This window comes from Paraburkholderia elongata (assembly GCF_013177735.1).
Lineage (GTDB): Bacteria > Pseudomonadota > Gammaproteobacteria > Burkholderiales > Burkholderiaceae > Paraburkholderia > Paraburkholderia elongata.
Map to the genome: position 1 here is coordinate 159,191 of NZ_WOEZ01000185.1, position 16,287 is coordinate 175,477.

The window sequence follows — 16,287 nt, forward strand, 5'->3', positions numbered from 1 at the left end:
ATATGAATACGTTATTTCTCGACCCGGTTTTGTGGGACCTGACGATCGACAGTTCCGGCAACATTGCCATGGCGTCTGAGCCATACAGTCTGGCTCAGGACGCGGCATCCGCATGTCGCACGTTTCTTGGTGAGGTGTACTACAACACCGTCATCGGAGTCCCCTATTGGCAAGACATACTGGGTCAATTCCCTGCCCTATCTCTTGTAAAAGCCGACCTGGTCAATGCTGCACTGACAGTTCCCGATGTTGATTCCGCTCAGGTATTCATAACCGGTGTCGTCAATCGCCAGTTGCAAGGACAGGTGCAGGTAACGGATAGCTCTGGAAACACGACGGCAGCCAGCTTCTAGCCTGCGCACACCGAAATAACCAAGCCCGCTTCGACGGGCTTTTTTGCGTCCACTCTATGGCAATTTCCACCAACGTTCCGAGCGTTACGTTTGGCGCGACAGGCCTTGTATTGCCCGCCGAATCCGCCATCCTGACGGGTGTCACTGCGGATATCAATGCCGCGTTTGGCGGAGGCCTGAATCCCGGACTGAACACGCCTCAGGGCCAGCTTGCATCAAGCCTCGCCGCGATCATCGGCGATTGCAATGATCTGTTTGCTCAATACGTCAATGCCGTCGACCCGCGGTACTCGACCGGCATCATGCAGGATGCGCTCGCGCAGCTTTATTTTCTGGCGCGCAATCCGGCACTGCCTACGACGCTGCAAGTGACATGCATTGGCCTGGTTGGCGTCGTGATTCCGATCGGTGCGCTGATCAATGATACGAACGGAAACATCTACGCTTGCACGCAGGCCGGGACGATTCCTGCTGGTGGGTCGATCACGCTGGCATTCGCGAATCAGGTCACTGGGCCGATCGCTGTGCCGTCCAGTGTTTCGATCTACAAGTCGATTCCTGGCTGGGACACGGCGACATTCGTCTCCGGTGTTGTAGGTCAGAACGTCGAGACCCCTTCGGCATTCGAATTTCGGCGCCAGCAATCAGTTGCGATCAACGCGACTGGTTCGCTGCCGAGCATCTATGCGAACGTGTTCGCGGTGCCTGGCGTGCTGGATGTGTATGTGGCCGAAAATACGTCGGGCGTAACGAGTGGCGCGGTCTTTACTGGGTCCATTGCGACCACAACGCTGACGGTCACCGCAATGACATCGGGCACGATTGCGGTCGGCCAGATGGTCACCGGAGCGGGCGTCGCAGTCGGAACGGTCATCACGGCGCTTGGCACGGGCACGGGCGGGGCCGGGACATACACCGTAGGCATCAGCCAGACGGTGAGCTCGACCACGCTCACCGCAGCAATAGGCGGACTTCCGCTCGCGCAGAATTCGATCTATGTCGCAGCGGTGGGCGGAAGTGCGTCGGCAATCGCAACGGCCATCTGGCAGCGTAAGAGTGTCGGTGCGAACTACAACGGGAATACGCCGCAGACGGTCACCGATACGAGCGGCTACAACATCCCGTATCCGTCGTATCAGGTCACTTTCGAGGTGCCGCCCGCGCTGCCGATTCTCTTTTCGGTCACGCTTGCCAACAACAGCAGCCTACCGTCGAACATCGTTTCACTGGTGCAAGCAGCCATCCTGAACGCCTTTATCGGCGGTGATGGCGGCTCGCGTGCCCGGATCGGGTCGACGATCTTCGCAAGTCGTTATTACGCGCCGATCGCGACGATCTCACCCTTCGTTGAAATCCTCTCGGTGTTTATCGGCACGACTGCGGCCACGCTGAATGCGCTGACGGTGCCGATCAACAACGTCCCCACGGCCGCGGCCGGCAATATCTCTGTGGCGCTGGTGTAATGGTCAATCTCGAGCAAACCATTATCTCGCAGTACGCGAATAGTTCGATCATCACGCAGTTGGTGACGAACATGAACCAGTACATAGACCCGCGCGCGAACCTGGCCCAGTTCTACAGCTTCGTCTTCAACGTACAGACCGCACAAAGCTGGGGGCTGGATATTCTGGGGCGCATTGTCGGCGTGTCGAGAAACATCCAGATTCCCGGTGCAATCACGGATCTGGGCTTCAAGGAAGGGTTGAACTATCAACCCTTCGGCCAGGCGCCGTTCTATGCCGGGACGCCCGCGACGAACACTTACATCCTGTCCGATCCGGCGTATCGCACGCTGATTCTCGTCAAGGCGCTCGGCAACATCTCGAGCAGCACGGCGCATAGCCTGAATCAATTGCTGCAAAACCTGTTCGCTGGCCGCGGCCGTTGCTATGTAAGCGACACGGGTGGCATGCAGATGCGCTTCACGTTTGAGTTCGCCCTCTATCCCTATGAGATTTCGATCCTGACGCAGTCGGGCGCGGTGCCACGTCCTGCGGCCGTGAACGCAAAGATTCTGCAAGTGGATATCCCGACGACCTTCGGTTTCAACGAGGCCGGGATCTACCAAAACTTTGGCCACGGCGTATTTTTCAACGCGTCGACTGGCCTGCTGAACGCAGCCTGACTCTCGTCCATTCCGCATCAAGCCCGCTCCGGCGGGCTTTTTTGTTGCCAGGATACACATGCAAGCCTCAAACATCCCGTCGAAGGTTCCGCTTCCGTTCGCCAATTCGGGCACGAAGAACACGATCCCGACCGCATCGCAGATCGGCATTACGCCTGGGGCCGCTTCACTGACCGATGGATTTCCTCCGCTCACCTTCACGCCGCTCGCGTCTGGCGGTGTGCCTCCTGCTGGCGCGGACTTCAACGGGGTTCTTAACCTGATCACGGCCATCCAGCAATGGCAATCGGCTGGCGGCAATTTCAAGTGGGACTCGGCGTTCTCAACGTCGGTGGGTGGCTATCCGAAGGGCGCCGTGCTGGTCAATTCGACCAACGATGGGATGTGGCTATGCCTGGCCGACAACAACGCGACCAACCCGGACGCGACGGACGGCAGCGCGGCGAACTGGGCACCGATCGACGCTTATGGCGCAACGAACATCGCCCTGACCAATGCCAACGTCACGTTGACTCCGGCCCAGTTCTCGAAGCCGATCATCGTCCTGGCCGGCACGCTGACCGGCAACGTCCAGTTGACGATGCCGAAGATCGTCGGGACGTGGTACGTCGTCAACAGCACGACTGGCGCATTCACCGCCTCGCTGCTGACCGCATCCGGCACACCCATCGCCATTGCGCAGGGCGGCGCAGCGTTCGTTCGCGGCGACGGCACCAACGTACTGAACGACGCCCTCCAGATCGCCCCCGCCACGCAGAGCCAGCATGCGGTGCAGCTCAGTCAATTGGGGAACTTCCAGGCTGTCGTGTCGGTTTCGGGCAACCTGACGCTAAACAGCACCTCGTTTGGCAAGTTCTACCAGACTGTAAGTGGCGCGGGCGGCTACACGATTACGCTATCTGCTGTCGGTAACGGCGGTCAAACTATCTGCTTTTTTAACAGTTCGACAGGCAATCTCACGCTGACGGCAGCCAACTTTAATACCGCATATGGGTCTGGCGTCACGTCAATCGTGCTGCCTCCTGCTTCAACAGTTCAGTTGACATACGATGGCACTTCGTACAATGGCATTGGCGGTTCTGCAGCAATTGGTACCGCCATTCGTCCGCAGTCCGCAACCGGCGTAGGTCAATGGTCGGCACTAACGGTTACCGGGTCAGGGGCAAGTACATTTTTGACGTTGCCCGCAGGCGGGACGTGGGCATATAACGCTTTCGTTCAAGGCAGTGGTGGAGCAACCGCTATTGCATCGGGCGGTACCAACGTATACGGCCCATATAATTCGACGTCTTTTCCTATCGCAAACGGCTTTGCCTACAGGATTGCATAATGACCAGTTCCTTCTTGCAGATGGGTTTTGGACCCTCAGTCACCGCAAAATCCGCAACGCCTGCGACGGACGGATATGACGGAACATTCGGTGGATTTCCATACAACATCCATCCGGTCGCGACGCCGGATGTGTATGCTGCCCTGCTAGCAGCAATCGCTGATAACGATGTCACGGTTACGCCGTACTCGCCTCGAGTTGTCTCGTCGGCGCAGTTGTGGGCCAACTATCAGACGCAAGCTCAGAGCGTCCTGACGGAATCCGACAAGACGATTCTGCGGTGCTACGAGAATGGCGTCACGGTGCCTGCGGCATGGGCGACCTACCGCAAGGCGTTGCGCGCGATCATCAGCGCGACGTCCGGGGATCCAGCGCAGCCGTTACCAGCCAGGCCAGCTTATCCAGCAGGAACATGACCGGTCGATTGGCTCACTCTACTCAAGCCTTCGTATATCCGCATCCTGCAATTCGCAACACTACCTCACCAGATAGACTGCTCGAATTGCACGGCCGCATCATGGCCCCTCTGCCAGCTTCGATACGCATCAGTGCCGGGAGCGTATCGATTGAGATCGCCCGCATTCGATTTCCATCCTTCCTGATAGGCCGGGGTTTGCTCAATCTCAGCCAGGTCTCCCCGATCGGTCAAGGCTCGAACAATACGCTTGATCACGGTTTTCATTTAACGCACCTCGCACTTGCGTTATTTACAAAATAGTAATGCGCGGAAGATTCGCGACAGTATAGCGTTTACCGCCCCAGCATCTTCCGCACGACTGGCAGCAGCGCCGCAAAGTAATTCTTCTCCTTGAATGCATACCCCGCATCGTTCGGGTGCACACAATCGCTGCTCATAAACGCGATGTTCCACGGTTGGGGGTTGGGCGGCGTCGTGTAGTTCTCGAAGTTCGCCAGATTCGGTAACGCCGTGTAGCCAGAAGCCCCGAATAGTTGGTCAGCCGCCGCGACAAGCGCGTTTGTGCCGGTTTGTGGGTCGGCGAGGTTCATGTCTGAACGGCAGATCGGGTTAGGCTCGGCATAAACCGGAACCGCGCCGGCTGCTGTAACTGTGCTGATCCACTGCTGCATCCAGGTGATGTAGGTCGAAACATTCTCGCCAAGTACATACTGGTCATTGATTTCACTGTTGGTGATGACGATATCGGCAGGCGTTGTGAGTTGCGCAAGGCGTGTCGCAAGCGGCGCAGTGTCTGGCGCCAAGCCTTGCAGGCTGTGCATCAATGTGCCACCGGGAATAGATCCGTCGATCACAGTGACCACGCCTGCGCCAAGCGCTGCGTCAAAATCAGCCTGCATCATCTGTGCAGGCGAAGGGTCTACGCGGCCAGCAATACCGTTGCCAATACCGGGATACTGCACTTTGTTAGGCGAATCAATATCGGCTCCGTAGCCCGTGCTGTCTTCGTCAAGATAGATCGTGGCGTGGGTCTTGTGTGCAGGGGCTGGCCCTGCGGCCGTAGTCGATGTGGGCGTCGGCGTGCCGCTTCCGCCGCCACCGCCGCAGCCTGCGAGATTGATAGCGAGTACCGCAGCGAGTGCATATTTTTTGAGCATGATTATTCCTTCGGGCGCGTCAATCCTATGACGGCGCGCGCCATGTCGATTCGTTGGAAAGAGGGGGAAAGCTGCCGTTATTCGGGCTGCTGGATTAACTGCCGAGTGAGTGGCGCGAGAATCGCGGCCTCGCGTTGCGCCTTGATTTGGAAAATGGCGTTGTCTGGAAATATCCCAGCCGTATAGTGCGAGCACAGGTTCGGGATCGTTTGCAGGTAGTCGTACTGCTTCACGAGCGGGACGCTGTACTGCGCCGCGATGTTATCCATCGCCGAGACGTAGTTCGCCAAGTATGGTCGGCTATTGTCGCAAACGGGACCCGGCTCTTCCAAAACGGCGATTTTTCCTGCAACTCTCACCGCCTGAACCCATGCCACAAGCGCGTCCGAATATGGTCCGAGAGATTGCGACAGGTCATCATTGACCGCATGTGCATCCAGAACGATTTGCGCCTTCGATGACTGAATGCGTTGTGCGAACGGAGCGCCACCACCGTCAACGCCGGCCATCATGTTCAGAAGCGTCGATGCCGATCCGCCTTCAGCGCGATTGTCGAGCGTTATCGCATCCCCGAATTGCGCTTGCAAGATGGCCTGCGTGTCGGCCGGCTCGCTTTGCGGGTTGAATGTGTAGAACGGTGGCGAAGAGCCGAACATCGCATCGTCGCCGTGGACCTCGATCAGGACTGTCTTTGGCGGCGGTGCGACTGGCGTTGACGCCGGAAGCGGTGCAACGGGAGTTGATGCCGGAATTGGCGCAGAAGCCGCCTCCGGGCCTGACGCAGCAACCGGAGCCGATACCGGCGCAGATGCCGCTATAGGCGAAGACGCCACGATCTGAACGGGCGCGACTGGCTGGGCTTTGCTAGTCGGCGATGTGTCGGGCGTATTGCCGCCGCATGCCGCGATGCAAACCGACAGAGCCGCGATTACTCCTGCTCGCCAACGTCCGCCGACAGATCGATCGTAGCCCCTGCCCGGCGCATGCGCGCGAGGATTCGTTCGATAGCCTCGGCGCTCAGTTCTTTTTGAGCCAGCCCGAAGAATAACGTCTGCGCGCTGATCTCCCGCCGTTTCTCGCCCTGTTCCGTGTAGCCCCTCCAGTGTCGGCCGCTCGAAAGGCCGAACAACTTCGCCATCCGGGCACTCGATAGACCGAGTTCGTCCTTGAGGCGCTGAAGCTCTTTCGCAGAAGGTGCCTTGTACTTCATGTCGAAATAATCCATCGCCAGTAAAGGCGCGAAACAAGCGGTTCATGGTTTTCCTCTCGGAGATTGTGGCCGCGCGAGTGCGCTTCCAGTACTGAGCATCCTAGGCGCAAAGTGCCTAGGCGTCAAGCAAAACATATCGCCGTCATCGAGCGGCTTTTTCTTTTCGGGGCATCAATGGATAACACGGTTCTCTACATCGGCGGCGCAGTAGCAACGGCAGTCGGCACGGTCGCATGGTGGACATTTCGCTCGATACACGGACGCGTAGAGGCAAATGAAAAAGACCTCGCCGCCTTCAAGTTGCACTGCGCGGAAACGTATGTGACGTCAAGCGCCTTGGAGAAGGCCATTGATCGTTTCAGCGAGTCGATTAATGCCGTGTTCGACAAGTTGAATAGAATCGACGAAAAGTTAGATCGCAAGGTAGATAAGCCATGACCCATGCCATCAAATGGCTCGACGACGTTGAGGATCACGACTACGACGCCGCCCATTCGTACCTCTCGCTCCACTTCGACCAGCGGCGAGTCGAAATGCTGGTTGATCTTCTGCGCGAGTCGGAAATCACTCAGTTCGCTGCCAAGGATATCTTCCGCGCTAGTGGACTGACGTTATTGACCGCCGACAACCGGCATGTCGAGCACAACAGGAAAAAGGTCGAGAGCGGAAAGCGGTTGTCTCCGATCCTGCTGGTGCGCGGACAACCCTTGATCGTTTGCGACGGCTTCCATCGTTTGTCGTTCGCCTACGGCGTCAGCGAAGACGCCGAGATCCCCTGCAAGATCGCGTAGAGGTTGCCATGAATCTCGACTCAAGCATCGTTGCCGCAGCATGCGGAGCCACGGTTCTTCGTTCCTCGCAATGGGTTTCGCCGCTCCAGGCAGCATGCGACAAGTACGAAATCAACACGCCGTTGCGTGCCGCAGCGTTCCTGGCTGAGGTTGGCGTTGAGTCGGGCCGACTGGTCTACACGAAGGAAATATGGGGACCAACAGAGGCGCAACAGGGTTACGAGGGACGTGCTGACCTCGGCAATACCCAGCCAGGTGACGGCAAGCTGTTCATGGGCCGCGGACTCATCCAGATTACCGGACGCCGGAACTACCTGCTCTGCGGCATCGGGCTCGAGCTTGACCTCATCGCTCACCCGGAATTGCTCGAGCAACCCGCCGACGCCGCCCTGTCAGCAGCTTGGTACTGGTCGAATCGCAATCTGAATGCACTGGCGGATACCGGCAATTTCCTCGCCGTGAGCCGCGCAATCAACCTCGGCAGCCCGAATTCGAAAGCCATGCCAAACGGCTATTCGCAACGGCTTGCGCTGTACGGCGCGGCCAAGAAGGTGCTCCACGTCGCCTGAATCCCGGATCCCTTCATCTCTGATGCCCGCCTCGAGCGGGCTTTTTTATTGGCTACGCTCGCGAAGGAAATAGCAATGAAACGATGGACTAAAGCGGTGGCAGCCGCGTTTCTGATGACCGCGAGTGCGGCCTATGCGGTGAATGCCAACTACACCACCGATTGGATTGGCAACACCTACGGGACCAGCGCCACTCACGTGCAGAACGCTTCCCGGTCATTGTGGGTCGACCCAGGGAAAACCGGCGTGTTCTACACCGCTTCGATGTGGGATGAAAACGGTAGCGGCATCGAGCAGTACACCAGTGGGCACGTGACGCAAGGCATCGGCGCGCACGGTGAAGCCCAGGGCGACACACTGACCGCCAATGGCACGGATATCTGGTCTCCTCGTCAGTTCGGCCGGCCCTGTCCTACCTGCTCGTTCACCAGTGGTCTGGTCTTTGACTACGACCGCACAAGCGGCAACGCGAAGAGCTATTTGCAGGTGTCGTGCGACACGACCGAACGCAAGTCGGATGTAATCAAGGGCATCGCGACATGGGGTAACGTCTGGGCGGCGAGCGACAACAACTCCGTATGCCAGCGAGTGCGCCTGTACAGCACCGCGAACGCCTGGATTCGCGACATTCCCGCAACTGATCCGGGCGCGATTGCGTTTGACCGCAACGGCAACTTACTAGTCGCGCAGGAAGCCGAAGGCGCGGTACTGCAGATCAGTCAGGCCGGCACGACGATCCTGCACACGCTCACGCTGCCTGCTGGCGAAGTTCCTCACTCCCTCTACTTCGACCCAACCACGCAATACCTCTGGATTGGGGATGCAGGTCCGGACGAGAACGTCAAGATTTATGACACTCGCACCTTCACGCTGGTTAGTACGTTCGGGACACCGGGCGGCTATCTCGACACGACGACAGGCACGAAGGGCCAGACGGGCAGTCTGCGCTTTGCGCGTATCGATGGCATCGGCAAGGACGCATCCGGCAACATCTATATCCTCTCGCAACCGTGGGGCGCGGCCTGGGATAACGGCCGCACCGGGACGAACCTGTACGCCTACTCGCCTACCGGCACGCTGCTCTATAACCTACAGGGCCTGAACTTCGAAGGTATCGGCTCACCGGACCCGGCAACCGACGCGCAGAAGTTCTACAGTGGTTACCACATTTTCTCATGTGCCGCTTACCCCTGTTCCGGTGGGAACTACGTTGCCAGCACGGTCGATCCTTTCGACTACCCCGGTGACCTGAGGCTCGTCACCGATCCCGCGGTGTATGCGGGGCGTGGCCTGGACTTTGGCATGGTCTACGACAACGGCGTAAATCAGATCCTTCTGGCGACTGATCAGGACCCCGACAACTTCGCCCTCTATCACTTCAATGCAGCGAACGGGGACATTGCGATCCCGCAAGGCTGGATTACGAATGTGCTGGGCATGGCCTCGACGCACATCCGTAAGGGTTTTGCGCTTGATGACCAGGGCGGCGTATGGGCAAGCGAGGACAAGGGCGCATGTTCTGCGGCTATCTGCTACTGGCCTTTGACCGGCTTCGCGTCTGATGGAACACCCCAGTGGGGGACGATGCAGTCCTGGCCGATTCCGGCGACGATCGGCACGCTCGGCCGCGTGATCTATCTGCCGGCAACGGACACGCTGATCCTCGCGAACATCATCGGCACGGACTGGACGTCGATCGGGACTCGAGTTGAGGTCTATCACGGCTGGGTTGCAGGCAACCAGACCAACCCGGTTGTCATCAACCTGACGAGCACCAACCCGAAGTCGATCGCAGCCGCAGGCAACTATCTGTTCGTCGGCTACGTCCACACCGTGCCGAATGTCGATGCGTTCAACCTGACGACCGGCACCCTGGACAACACGTTCATCAACAGCAATCCGAACAATGTCTATGTCGGCAACGACGTCGATTCGATGTACGGGATACGCGCAGTGTTGCGGTCGAACGGCGAGTACGTCGTCACCAAGGATGATTACAACGGGACGAGCATCGTCGTCTACCGCTGGACGCCGTAACTGCACCCCAGCCCTCCTGCCTACCTAACCCGGCCACAGCCGGATTTTTGCATTCTGAGCCATGACAAACGTTACCGAAGTTCATGAAGAGAAGTTGACGATTTCCGTTGATGTGGAAATACCGGGCCATGAAGCACGCACGGAAACGTCGCTGTTCCGCCACACCAAAGCGCAATTGCTCGCGCGTGAGGAGCATCGGTGCTGGACCTGCGGACGCAATCCCGAAGAGACCGGCAAGCCTGCGCAAGTTCATCACCGGCCCGTAGAGCGCTCGCTGGCAACGGGAATCGATTTCAAGCTGGTCCAGCGAGATTGCGAAGCTGGCATGTATGGCCCGGACGCACAGGCGTTTGACTGGGCTGCGTTCTGGTCGCACGGCGACGTCTATGCCTTCGTCGACAACGCATTGGTGAATGGTCGCGTTCTGTGCCCGGATCATCACATCGCAAAGGGGACGGGGATTCACATGCTTCCTGAGCCCCTGCACCTGGCCCAACGGTATATGAAGGCCGGCTATCAATTCACCCCGACAGAAGTCATCTGTCACGCAGAAACGGAGCAACCATGAACAGTACATCCCCCGTCACTACCGGCGCGGTCGGCGCAGTAACCGGCGCAGTCGTCACGCTGATCGCGGCACTCGTCAAGCATTACAACATCGATCTATCCGCTGACGCACAGGTTTCGCTCGCTGTCGGCGTTGTCGCTTCGGCTCACTGGGTCGGGCAGCAGATCGCTGCGCGCACCGCCAAACCCGCCACGCCCACCCCATGATCCGCCTCGCGCTGGCCCTGCTCGTCTGTTCGCTGGCTGGGTGCGCTGGACAGGCGGCCTACAGCGTGAAGCCCTTCTATAGCCCCGACCTGAAGAAGATGGTCTGTTGCGAAGCGGTTGTTTCGTCCTCGCGCGACATTGCTACCGTCACGGTCGACGCCGTGAAAACCGGCGATGACTATCAGATCCACTTCAGCGAATCGGGTGTGAGTTCGTCTGCGCCTATCTCGGCCAATACCGCTGCCGTTTCCGCAGTGGCCGGTGCCGTCACCTCTGCCGCCAACGCCGCAGTCAAGTTCTCTATCAAGCCCTGAAGGATTTCCATGAAAGCGCTTTTCATCGCGGCTACGGCCGCTATTTGCGTTGCTTTTGCTGGCTGCGCCTCGACTGTGCCGGCCACGAATCAGACGCCCACCCAAATCCTCGCTGTCGTCCATACCGACGTCTCCAAGGCTTGCATTGTCGCCCAAGGCTCCATGGCCTCCGTCGTCGCCATGCAATCGCAACTGCCCGCAGACCAGCAAGACGTGATTGGCCAGGTCGACAAAGGCCTGAACGACTTCTGCGCCCTTCACGATTCGGTCTCCATTGCAAGCGTGACCGACTTCACGAAGACGGCCATCCCGGCAGCGATCAAGTTGGTTTCGGCCTCGTCGCTCGACCAGACGAAGAAGATCGACATCCAGATTGCGCTCATCGCGTTCCAGGCTGCGCTCAACTCGGCACTGCTCCAGTTTGCGCCGGCTGCGGTTGCTGTCCCGGCGAGTGCATAAATGGATTGGTCCGCTGCCACCCTCGCCTGCAAACGTTCGAACGCTGCGTACCTCATTCCGGAGGCTGATTCGCGCTCGGCTTTTGAGGCGCTTGGCGATACGTGGATAGGCCAGTACGCCAACGCCTCGCATCAGGCCGTCCTATCCGCTGATTCCGCTGGCGAGACCCATCTGAGTATCAGCGGCACCCGGGCGGGCTCGCTGAAGTTGATGGACGTGTTTGCTGACGTGTCGCTCGAGCCAGTCAAGATTGCTGGCGGCACGATCACGCAGGGCGTTGTCGAAGGCATGCAGCAGATGTGGGATTGGGTGCTGGCAACGGTTCCGGCTGGCGACGTGGTCAATGTGAACGGCCATTCGTTGGGCGGAATTCGCGCCCAGGCATCACCAGCATTCATCGACGCTGCTCGCCTTGGCACAATCCATTCGTTTGCCGCACCCAAGTTCATCGCTGCGGACTTCTTTGCCGCGCATGCTGACGTGGTGGCGCGGATGGTTTGCGTGCTGAACGGCGAGGACGGATGGTGCTCGTGGCCATGGTTTGATGACCGCTGGCAGACTCGACCGCCGATCGATCATGTCTGGCTGAAAGCCAATCCCGGCGCATTTACCATGATTCCCGGCCCGCAATGGCCCAATGGCTGGGTCTTTGCCGATCACGATGTTGACCGGTATCAGGCGCGGCTTCAGGCTATCGCGGGCTCTGGCGTGCCTGCGTAACAATCCCCTCGGCGATCCTGTCCAGTAGCCATTGCTCGCCCCGGTCTGCTGCTGCCCTGGATGCTTCTACGGTAGCGGGACCGGGCGCAAGCAGCAGCCTCTGTAATTCCGCCTCCATGTGGGCGATGAATTCGGTTTCGGTCACACTCCCTCCTTCCCGGCCAGTCTCGCCGCGTCAATCCCCTCCAGCACTTCCCGCACATCGTCAAACCTGACGTACTCGCCACTGCCGCGCGGATTGTCCTCGCCAACAGCCAGCATAACCGTCTCGCCGTACCTGTATACATCGTCATAGCGCGTCAACTTCGCTAACGCCGCTTCGATATCGAACTTCCGCTCCAACTCCTCAGCCGCCCCGCGCAGAATCCCAGCCAGAATAAACGCATGATCGCCGGTCACCGAATCGGCAATCTGACGCAATCTCTGCGCGTTCGTGGGCGGCAGTTCAATGACGCCGATCTTCGCGTGTTCTGCGGCGAGCGGTGAAGCGCTCAATCCGGCCAGCTTCATTTCGAATTCCATCTCGGCTCCTTATTGATTCGCCCGCACAGCATCCCGCGCATGGTTGGGCTTGGTGTCGTCTGGTGGCTGCGTAGTCGTTTCGCCCACCGGCCCGCGCCATTCGTGGCCTACCGGTCGGTGTGGCACTAAGCCTACCTGACCGCGCCATACCGGCCCAGTCTCGAATTCGATACTGCGGACCAGCCATAGGCGCCCACCGACCTCGCATGGTGTCTCGTTGTCGTAGTGCTCTTTGAATTTAAGCCAGTCACCAGGGGCAATCGCCATCAATCTCGGCTCGCTCGCCCCGACAACGTCTACCCTGAAAATCACTGGCACGCTTTCATAGACCAGTTTCCTCGCCGCCTCGACGTATTCATCGTCGACCGTCAGCCGAAAATGGTGCAGTCCGAGTTGTTCCTCGGTCGCCATCGAACACCCCAAATCAACGATCTTTTTCAGCAATCCTGCTGTTGCAGTCATCCCGCCTCCCCGCGCCCTTGAGCGCACATCAATCAAACCACTTCCCCATAGATCGCGGCATATTTGCACGCCAAAGCAAGCGAGGAATAGTGCCCAAGCACGTATCCGCACCGTGTGAGCCGCCACCACTTGCAGTCGCCGAGTGGCTTGAAAGCGATTCGCATTTTTCCGTCGTCCATCCCCACCCCCTCCCGCGCCTTAGCGCATCAATCGCCCGCGTTCTGGGGTGCGTCTATAGCCGAATCCGGCAACTCATCCTTAAACGCACCCACACCGAACTTATTGGCAACGAGACAGCGCATGGCCGCTATCAACGCGGTTTCGCCTTCCATGCGAACGCCGTACTCGTGATCGTCCTCATATTCCCCGGATTTCCAATATGAAAAGGCCTCCCACTTTCCGTCATCGCAGATCACGGTGATTTGTTCGCGCTCGATGATCGGGCCTCCCCATTGCCAAGCCACGGAGTACGGGATGGATTGAGTCTCCCAATCGGCCCGCGTCCATCGCGTCTCGGGATGCTCCGCTTTGAATACCAGATAGTCCAGGTCCAGCCCTTCCAAATCAGCGACCTTCATCGTTACTCCCGCTCAATTTGTCGCACATCGTATCATTCTGTACCGCGCCTTACCTGGGTAGCGCTACGCGGCCTTTCCGCCTAAATTAGCGAACTCGCCGTGATATTGAATAGCAGCTTTGCAATATGCCTCATAGGCTTCTTCGGCTGTTTTGAATTGACCCAAGTGAATAGACCGACCTTCAAACCCGATCACCGCTCGCCAGCTATGGTCTCTTTCTCTCCACGAAACGCCTTTATATCCGCTGGTATTGCGTGATGAGCGCACCCGGTTTCTGGCGTTTTTGACCTTCTCGCATATTCTGAGATTTAAGCGACGATTATTCAGCCGGTTATTATCCCAATGATCGGCTTGCAGTGGATTGCCATGGGAAAGTCCGGCGACATGCCGATGCATGTAGATACAAATCTGCCTGCCGCGCCTCGTCGGATGTGGGACCATGCGAATAGCGTATCCATCTCCATTTACACGCCACCGATGTTGCGACAGGTCTTCGTAGTCTTCGTCATCGACGAGCGCAACGAAGCCACGGTTAAGGGGGATTTCCTTCACTTGTCAGGCTCCAGGGTTCACTGGCCTCGCTAGTTTCTCGCGGTGCCATTAAGGTGCCATGAGCCCAGACGAAATACCTAACCATATGAAAACAAAGGCGCTTTCCCGATGTACCGGACCCATCGATGATTTTTTCTCGTTGCATGGACGTCGGTCGGCGATGTGGCTCGGCTTAAGAGGCGCTCGGCTTAGAGGCGTTTAGGTTGCGCTTAAGTTGCACTTGCGATTGCACTGGAATGACTGCTCGGGTCCGGCTCGTTCAAGTCTGAGTCCGACGGGCGTGTGCACCGTGCCAACGAACTACTGCGAGGCATTCTAACACCCGTCTCGCGCGCCACGCGGCCCCTCAATAGTCCCTGTGAGCCGTATGCAGGCTCGCTGCGGCGATGTTTAAGTGACTTTTGAGAAACGCTTGACAGCCCTGATTCTGTCGCTATAATGGCGTTCTTTGCTGTTCATCACCTGCCCAGGTGGCGAAATTGGTAGACGCACTAGGTTCAGGTCCTAGCGGTGGCAACACTGTGGAGGTTCGAGTCCTCTCTTGGGCACCAGATTCAAAAGTAAAGCCGCCTCCGGGCGGCTTTACTTTTTGTGTGAAGCTATGTGGTCCGATTCAGGTTTTTTCGATCGGAATACGTAGCTAGCAGGACGGTTGGGTCGACGTGAGTTGGCCGCTGTCGAGCAGTGGAGTTTTGCTCTGCTGCATGGCACAACCGGGCGGTTGATGAAGCGATAGTTTGTTTGTATGTAGGGATTGACACGCTGCATCATCACGCTAAAATAGCGGTCTAGCTTGAAGACGTGCCCAGGTGGCGGAATTGGTAGACGCACTAGGTTCAGGTCCTAGCGGTGGCAACACCGTGGAGGTTCGAGTCCTCTCCTGGGCACCACCCCTCTTCAAGTGAAACAAAGCACCCCGTTAAGCCTTAGCGCTTCACGGGGTTTTTTGTTTTTGGGCTGTCCTGCACAAGCAAAAAGTCTATCGAGCTTTGCCCCGCCCCACTCCTGTATGCGAAGGGACCGATCCGGTCGAACATCGCCGGGCCGAGTCCATCGCCACGCAAACGCGCAGCCGAAGGCGCCTTCCATCTCGTGGCCCAGCGCTGGCTCAACTTCAAACGCAAGGAATGGGCAGACCAAACCTACCGGAAAGCAGAGTTTGTTGTTCGCGAATACCTGACTCCCGCGCTCCGCAACAAGCCCATCTCGACGCTTGCCACGCCGGAGGTCAAGCCCGTACTCGAGGCGATCGCCTCCCACGCACCCAACCTCGCGACCAAAGCACGCCAGTATGTCGGTGGCATCGTGACGTACGCGGTCCAGAACGGACTGCGCGAAGACGGCGCCGCCTTGACACTTCGCGGCGTTGTGCCACGCCACAAGAAAGGCCACATACCAGCGATCGCCAGGCCAGCGGACATCGCTCCGCTCGTTCTTGCTATCGATGCCTACAAGTCGCCCATTACACGCGCCACTCTCAAGCTCACCATGCTGACCGGCCTGCGCCCCGGAGTGGTTGCCGCAGTGCCGTGGGACGAGGTAAACCTCAAGACATCTACTTCGTACGGTCGGACGAGAACGACTCGGTATGGATATCGATGTTCTGGAAGCCCAACTGGCACACGCCAAACGTGGCGATGTGCAAAAGGCCTACGATAGAACAACGTTTGACGATGATCGTCGCAGATCCTATGAGCAGGGGGCGTCGACGAACTGATACGTAATATCAGCGTGTCGAGTCCTGTTCAAAGGAGAACATCATGCGCACGGATCAGACGTTCACCACCAGTGGTGAAGAAGTCGTACTGGCGGTGTCACTCGAGCTCGCTGCGGCGAAGTGGAAGGTCGCGCTGCACGACGGCCGGCGCGAGAAGCCCGCCGTGCACACGGTCGCGCAGCCACAGGCCGCCGCCCGC

The 16,287-nt window shown here is 58.4% G+C and carries 23 protein-coding genes, 2 tRNA genes and 1 pseudogene; 18 read left to right on the top strand and 8 right to left on the bottom strand.

Translation table 11 applies throughout. From position 1 onward, the window contains the following. The first annotated feature begins 2 nt into the window (after positions 1–2). From GNZ13_RS32345 to GNZ13_RS32365, 5 genes are read left to right on the top strand one after another with little or no spacing between them, the layout of a single operon-like run. Positions 3–353, top strand: coding sequence for a hypothetical protein (locus GNZ13_RS32345; RefSeq protein ID WP_172172165.1), 351 nt, complete (start codon positions 3–5; stop codon positions 351–353). Between the two features lie 56 nt (positions 354–409). After that, positions 410–1,816: a baseplate J/gp47 family protein gene (locus tag GNZ13_RS32350; RefSeq protein ID WP_172172167.1), complete on the top strand. Its 1,407-nt coding sequence runs from the start codon at positions 410–412 to the stop codon at positions 1,814–1,816. Continuing rightward, complete coding sequence (locus GNZ13_RS32355; RefSeq protein WP_172172169.1) at positions 1,816–2,478, top strand: DUF2612 domain-containing protein; 663 nt, start codon at positions 1,816–1,818, stop codon at positions 2,476–2,478. The genes GNZ13_RS32350 and GNZ13_RS32355 overlap by 1 nt, the downstream gene beginning before the upstream one ends. 58 nt (positions 2,479–2,536) lie before the next feature. Further along, the gene (locus GNZ13_RS32360) at positions 2,537–3,808 is read left to right on the top strand and encodes a hypothetical protein (protein ID WP_172172171.1); all 1,272 of its coding nucleotides are present in this window, start codon (positions 2,537–2,539) and stop codon (positions 3,806–3,808) included. Beyond that, positions 3,808–4,224, top strand: a complete 417-nt coding sequence (locus tag GNZ13_RS32365) for a tail fiber assembly protein (RefSeq protein WP_172172173.1) — start codon at positions 3,808–3,810, stop codon at positions 4,222–4,224. The genes GNZ13_RS32360 and GNZ13_RS32365 overlap by 1 nt, the downstream gene beginning before the upstream one ends. 65 nt (positions 4,225–4,289) lie before the next feature. On the opposite strand, the gene GNZ13_RS32370 is transcribed toward GNZ13_RS32365, so the two are convergent. The 4 genes from GNZ13_RS32370 to GNZ13_RS32385 all read right to left on the bottom strand — a co-directional run bounded on the left by GNZ13_RS32370 (position 4,290) and on the right by GNZ13_RS32385 (position 6,608). Then, on the bottom strand, positions 4,290–4,490 hold the full coding sequence (locus tag GNZ13_RS32370) for a hypothetical protein (RefSeq protein WP_172172175.1): 201 nt from the start codon (positions 4,488–4,490) through the stop codon (positions 4,290–4,292). A gap of 68 nt (positions 4,491–4,558) precedes the next feature. Beyond that, positions 4,559–5,383 (bottom strand): SGNH/GDSL hydrolase family protein, encoded by an 825-nt coding sequence (locus tag GNZ13_RS32375; RefSeq protein ID WP_172172177.1) that lies wholly within the window; start codon positions 5,381–5,383, stop codon positions 4,559–4,561. Between the two features lie 77 nt (positions 5,384–5,460). Beyond that, positions 5,461–5,895 carry a hypothetical protein gene (locus GNZ13_RS32380; protein ID WP_236002285.1) on the bottom strand — a complete coding sequence of 145 codons (435 nt, stop codon included), beginning with the start codon at positions 5,893–5,895 and terminating at the stop codon, positions 5,461–5,463. Between the two features lie 416 nt (positions 5,896–6,311). Beyond that, positions 6,312–6,608, bottom strand: a complete 297-nt coding sequence (locus GNZ13_RS32385) for an XRE family transcriptional regulator (RefSeq protein WP_236002286.1) — start codon at positions 6,606–6,608, stop codon at positions 6,312–6,314. Positions 6,609–6,767: 159 nt separating this feature from the next. On the opposite strand from GNZ13_RS32385, the gene GNZ13_RS32390 reads away from it, so the two are divergent. The 9 genes from GNZ13_RS32390 to GNZ13_RS32430 all read left to right on the top strand — a co-directional run bounded on the left by GNZ13_RS32390 (position 6,768) and on the right by GNZ13_RS32430 (position 12,257). Continuing rightward, positions 6,768–7,031: a hypothetical protein gene (locus tag GNZ13_RS32390; protein ID WP_172172180.1), complete on the top strand. Its 264-nt coding sequence runs from the start codon at positions 6,768–6,770 to the stop codon at positions 7,029–7,031. Beyond that, positions 7,028–7,384: a hypothetical protein gene (locus GNZ13_RS32395; RefSeq protein WP_172172181.1), complete on the top strand. Its 357-nt coding sequence runs from the start codon at positions 7,028–7,030 to the stop codon at positions 7,382–7,384. The genes GNZ13_RS32390 and GNZ13_RS32395 overlap by 4 nt, the downstream gene beginning before the upstream one ends. Positions 7,385–7,392: 8 nt before the next feature. Next, positions 7,393–7,953 (top strand): glycoside hydrolase family 19 protein, encoded by a 561-nt coding sequence (locus tag GNZ13_RS32400; RefSeq protein ID WP_172172183.1) that lies wholly within the window; start codon positions 7,393–7,395, stop codon positions 7,951–7,953. A 75-nt stretch (positions 7,954–8,028) separates the two neighbouring features. Then, positions 8,029–9,990 (top strand): YncE family protein, encoded by a 1,962-nt coding sequence (locus GNZ13_RS32405; protein ID WP_236002287.1) that lies wholly within the window; start codon positions 8,029–8,031, stop codon positions 9,988–9,990. A gap of 61 nt (positions 9,991–10,051) precedes the next feature. Further along, positions 10,052–10,558 (top strand): hypothetical protein, encoded by a 507-nt coding sequence (locus GNZ13_RS32410; RefSeq protein ID WP_172172185.1) that lies wholly within the window; start codon positions 10,052–10,054, stop codon positions 10,556–10,558. Beyond that, on the top strand, positions 10,555–10,764 hold the full coding sequence (locus GNZ13_RS32415) for a hypothetical protein (protein WP_172172187.1): 210 nt from the start codon (positions 10,555–10,557) through the stop codon (positions 10,762–10,764). Before GNZ13_RS32410 ends, GNZ13_RS32415 begins: the two co-directional genes overlap by 4 nt. Next, complete coding sequence (locus tag GNZ13_RS32420; protein WP_172172189.1) at positions 10,761–11,078, top strand: hypothetical protein; 318 nt, start codon at positions 10,761–10,763, stop codon at positions 11,076–11,078. Before GNZ13_RS32415 ends, GNZ13_RS32420 begins: the two co-directional genes overlap by 4 nt. A gap of 9 nt (positions 11,079–11,087) precedes the next feature. Further along, positions 11,088–11,537 (top strand): hypothetical protein, encoded by a 450-nt coding sequence (locus GNZ13_RS32425; protein WP_172172191.1) that lies wholly within the window; start codon positions 11,088–11,090, stop codon positions 11,535–11,537. Then, positions 11,538–12,257: a hypothetical protein gene (locus tag GNZ13_RS32430; RefSeq protein WP_172172193.1), complete on the top strand. Its 720-nt coding sequence runs from the start codon at positions 11,538–11,540 to the stop codon at positions 12,255–12,257. Positions 12,258–12,398: 141 nt separating this feature from the next. Here GNZ13_RS32430 and GNZ13_RS32435 read toward each other — a convergent pair whose 3' ends face one another. From GNZ13_RS32435 to GNZ13_RS32450, 4 genes are all read right to left on the bottom strand, one after another. Continuing rightward, positions 12,399–12,767, bottom strand: a complete 369-nt coding sequence (locus GNZ13_RS32435) for a hypothetical protein (protein WP_172172195.1) — start codon at positions 12,765–12,767, stop codon at positions 12,399–12,401. Between the two features lie 21 nt (positions 12,768–12,788). Then, positions 12,789–13,241 (bottom strand): hypothetical protein, encoded by a 453-nt coding sequence (locus GNZ13_RS32440; protein ID WP_172172197.1) that lies wholly within the window; start codon positions 13,239–13,241, stop codon positions 12,789–12,791. 206 nt (positions 13,242–13,447) lie between these two features. Further along, positions 13,448–13,819, bottom strand: coding sequence for a phage protein NinX family protein (locus GNZ13_RS32445; protein ID WP_172172199.1), 372 nt, complete (start codon positions 13,817–13,819; stop codon positions 13,448–13,450). Positions 13,820–13,882: 63 nt separating this feature from the next. Next, complete coding sequence (locus GNZ13_RS32450; RefSeq protein WP_172172201.1) at positions 13,883–14,371, bottom strand: AP2 domain-containing protein; 489 nt, start codon at positions 14,369–14,371, stop codon at positions 13,883–13,885. Positions 14,372–14,835: 464 nt separating this feature from the next. Between GNZ13_RS32450 and GNZ13_RS32455 the strand changes: the two genes are divergently transcribed. The 4 genes and pseudogenes from GNZ13_RS32455 to GNZ13_RS52910 form a co-directional block, all read left to right on the top strand. Continuing rightward, positions 14,836–14,922: transfer RNA gene (locus tag GNZ13_RS32455), tRNA-Leu, on the top strand. A gap of 252 nt (positions 14,923–15,174) precedes the next feature. Further along, positions 15,175–15,261, top strand: a tRNA-Leu gene (locus tag GNZ13_RS32460). A 202-nt stretch (positions 15,262–15,463) separates the two neighbouring features. Further along, positions 15,464–16,030: a tyrosine-type recombinase/integrase gene (locus GNZ13_RS32465; protein ID WP_236002288.1), complete on the top strand. Its 567-nt coding sequence runs from the start codon at positions 15,464–15,466 to the stop codon at positions 16,028–16,030. Between the two features lie 101 nt (positions 16,031–16,131). Beyond that, a pseudogene (locus tag GNZ13_RS52910) lies at positions 16,132–16,287 on the top strand (IS110 family transposase); the annotation flags it as partial.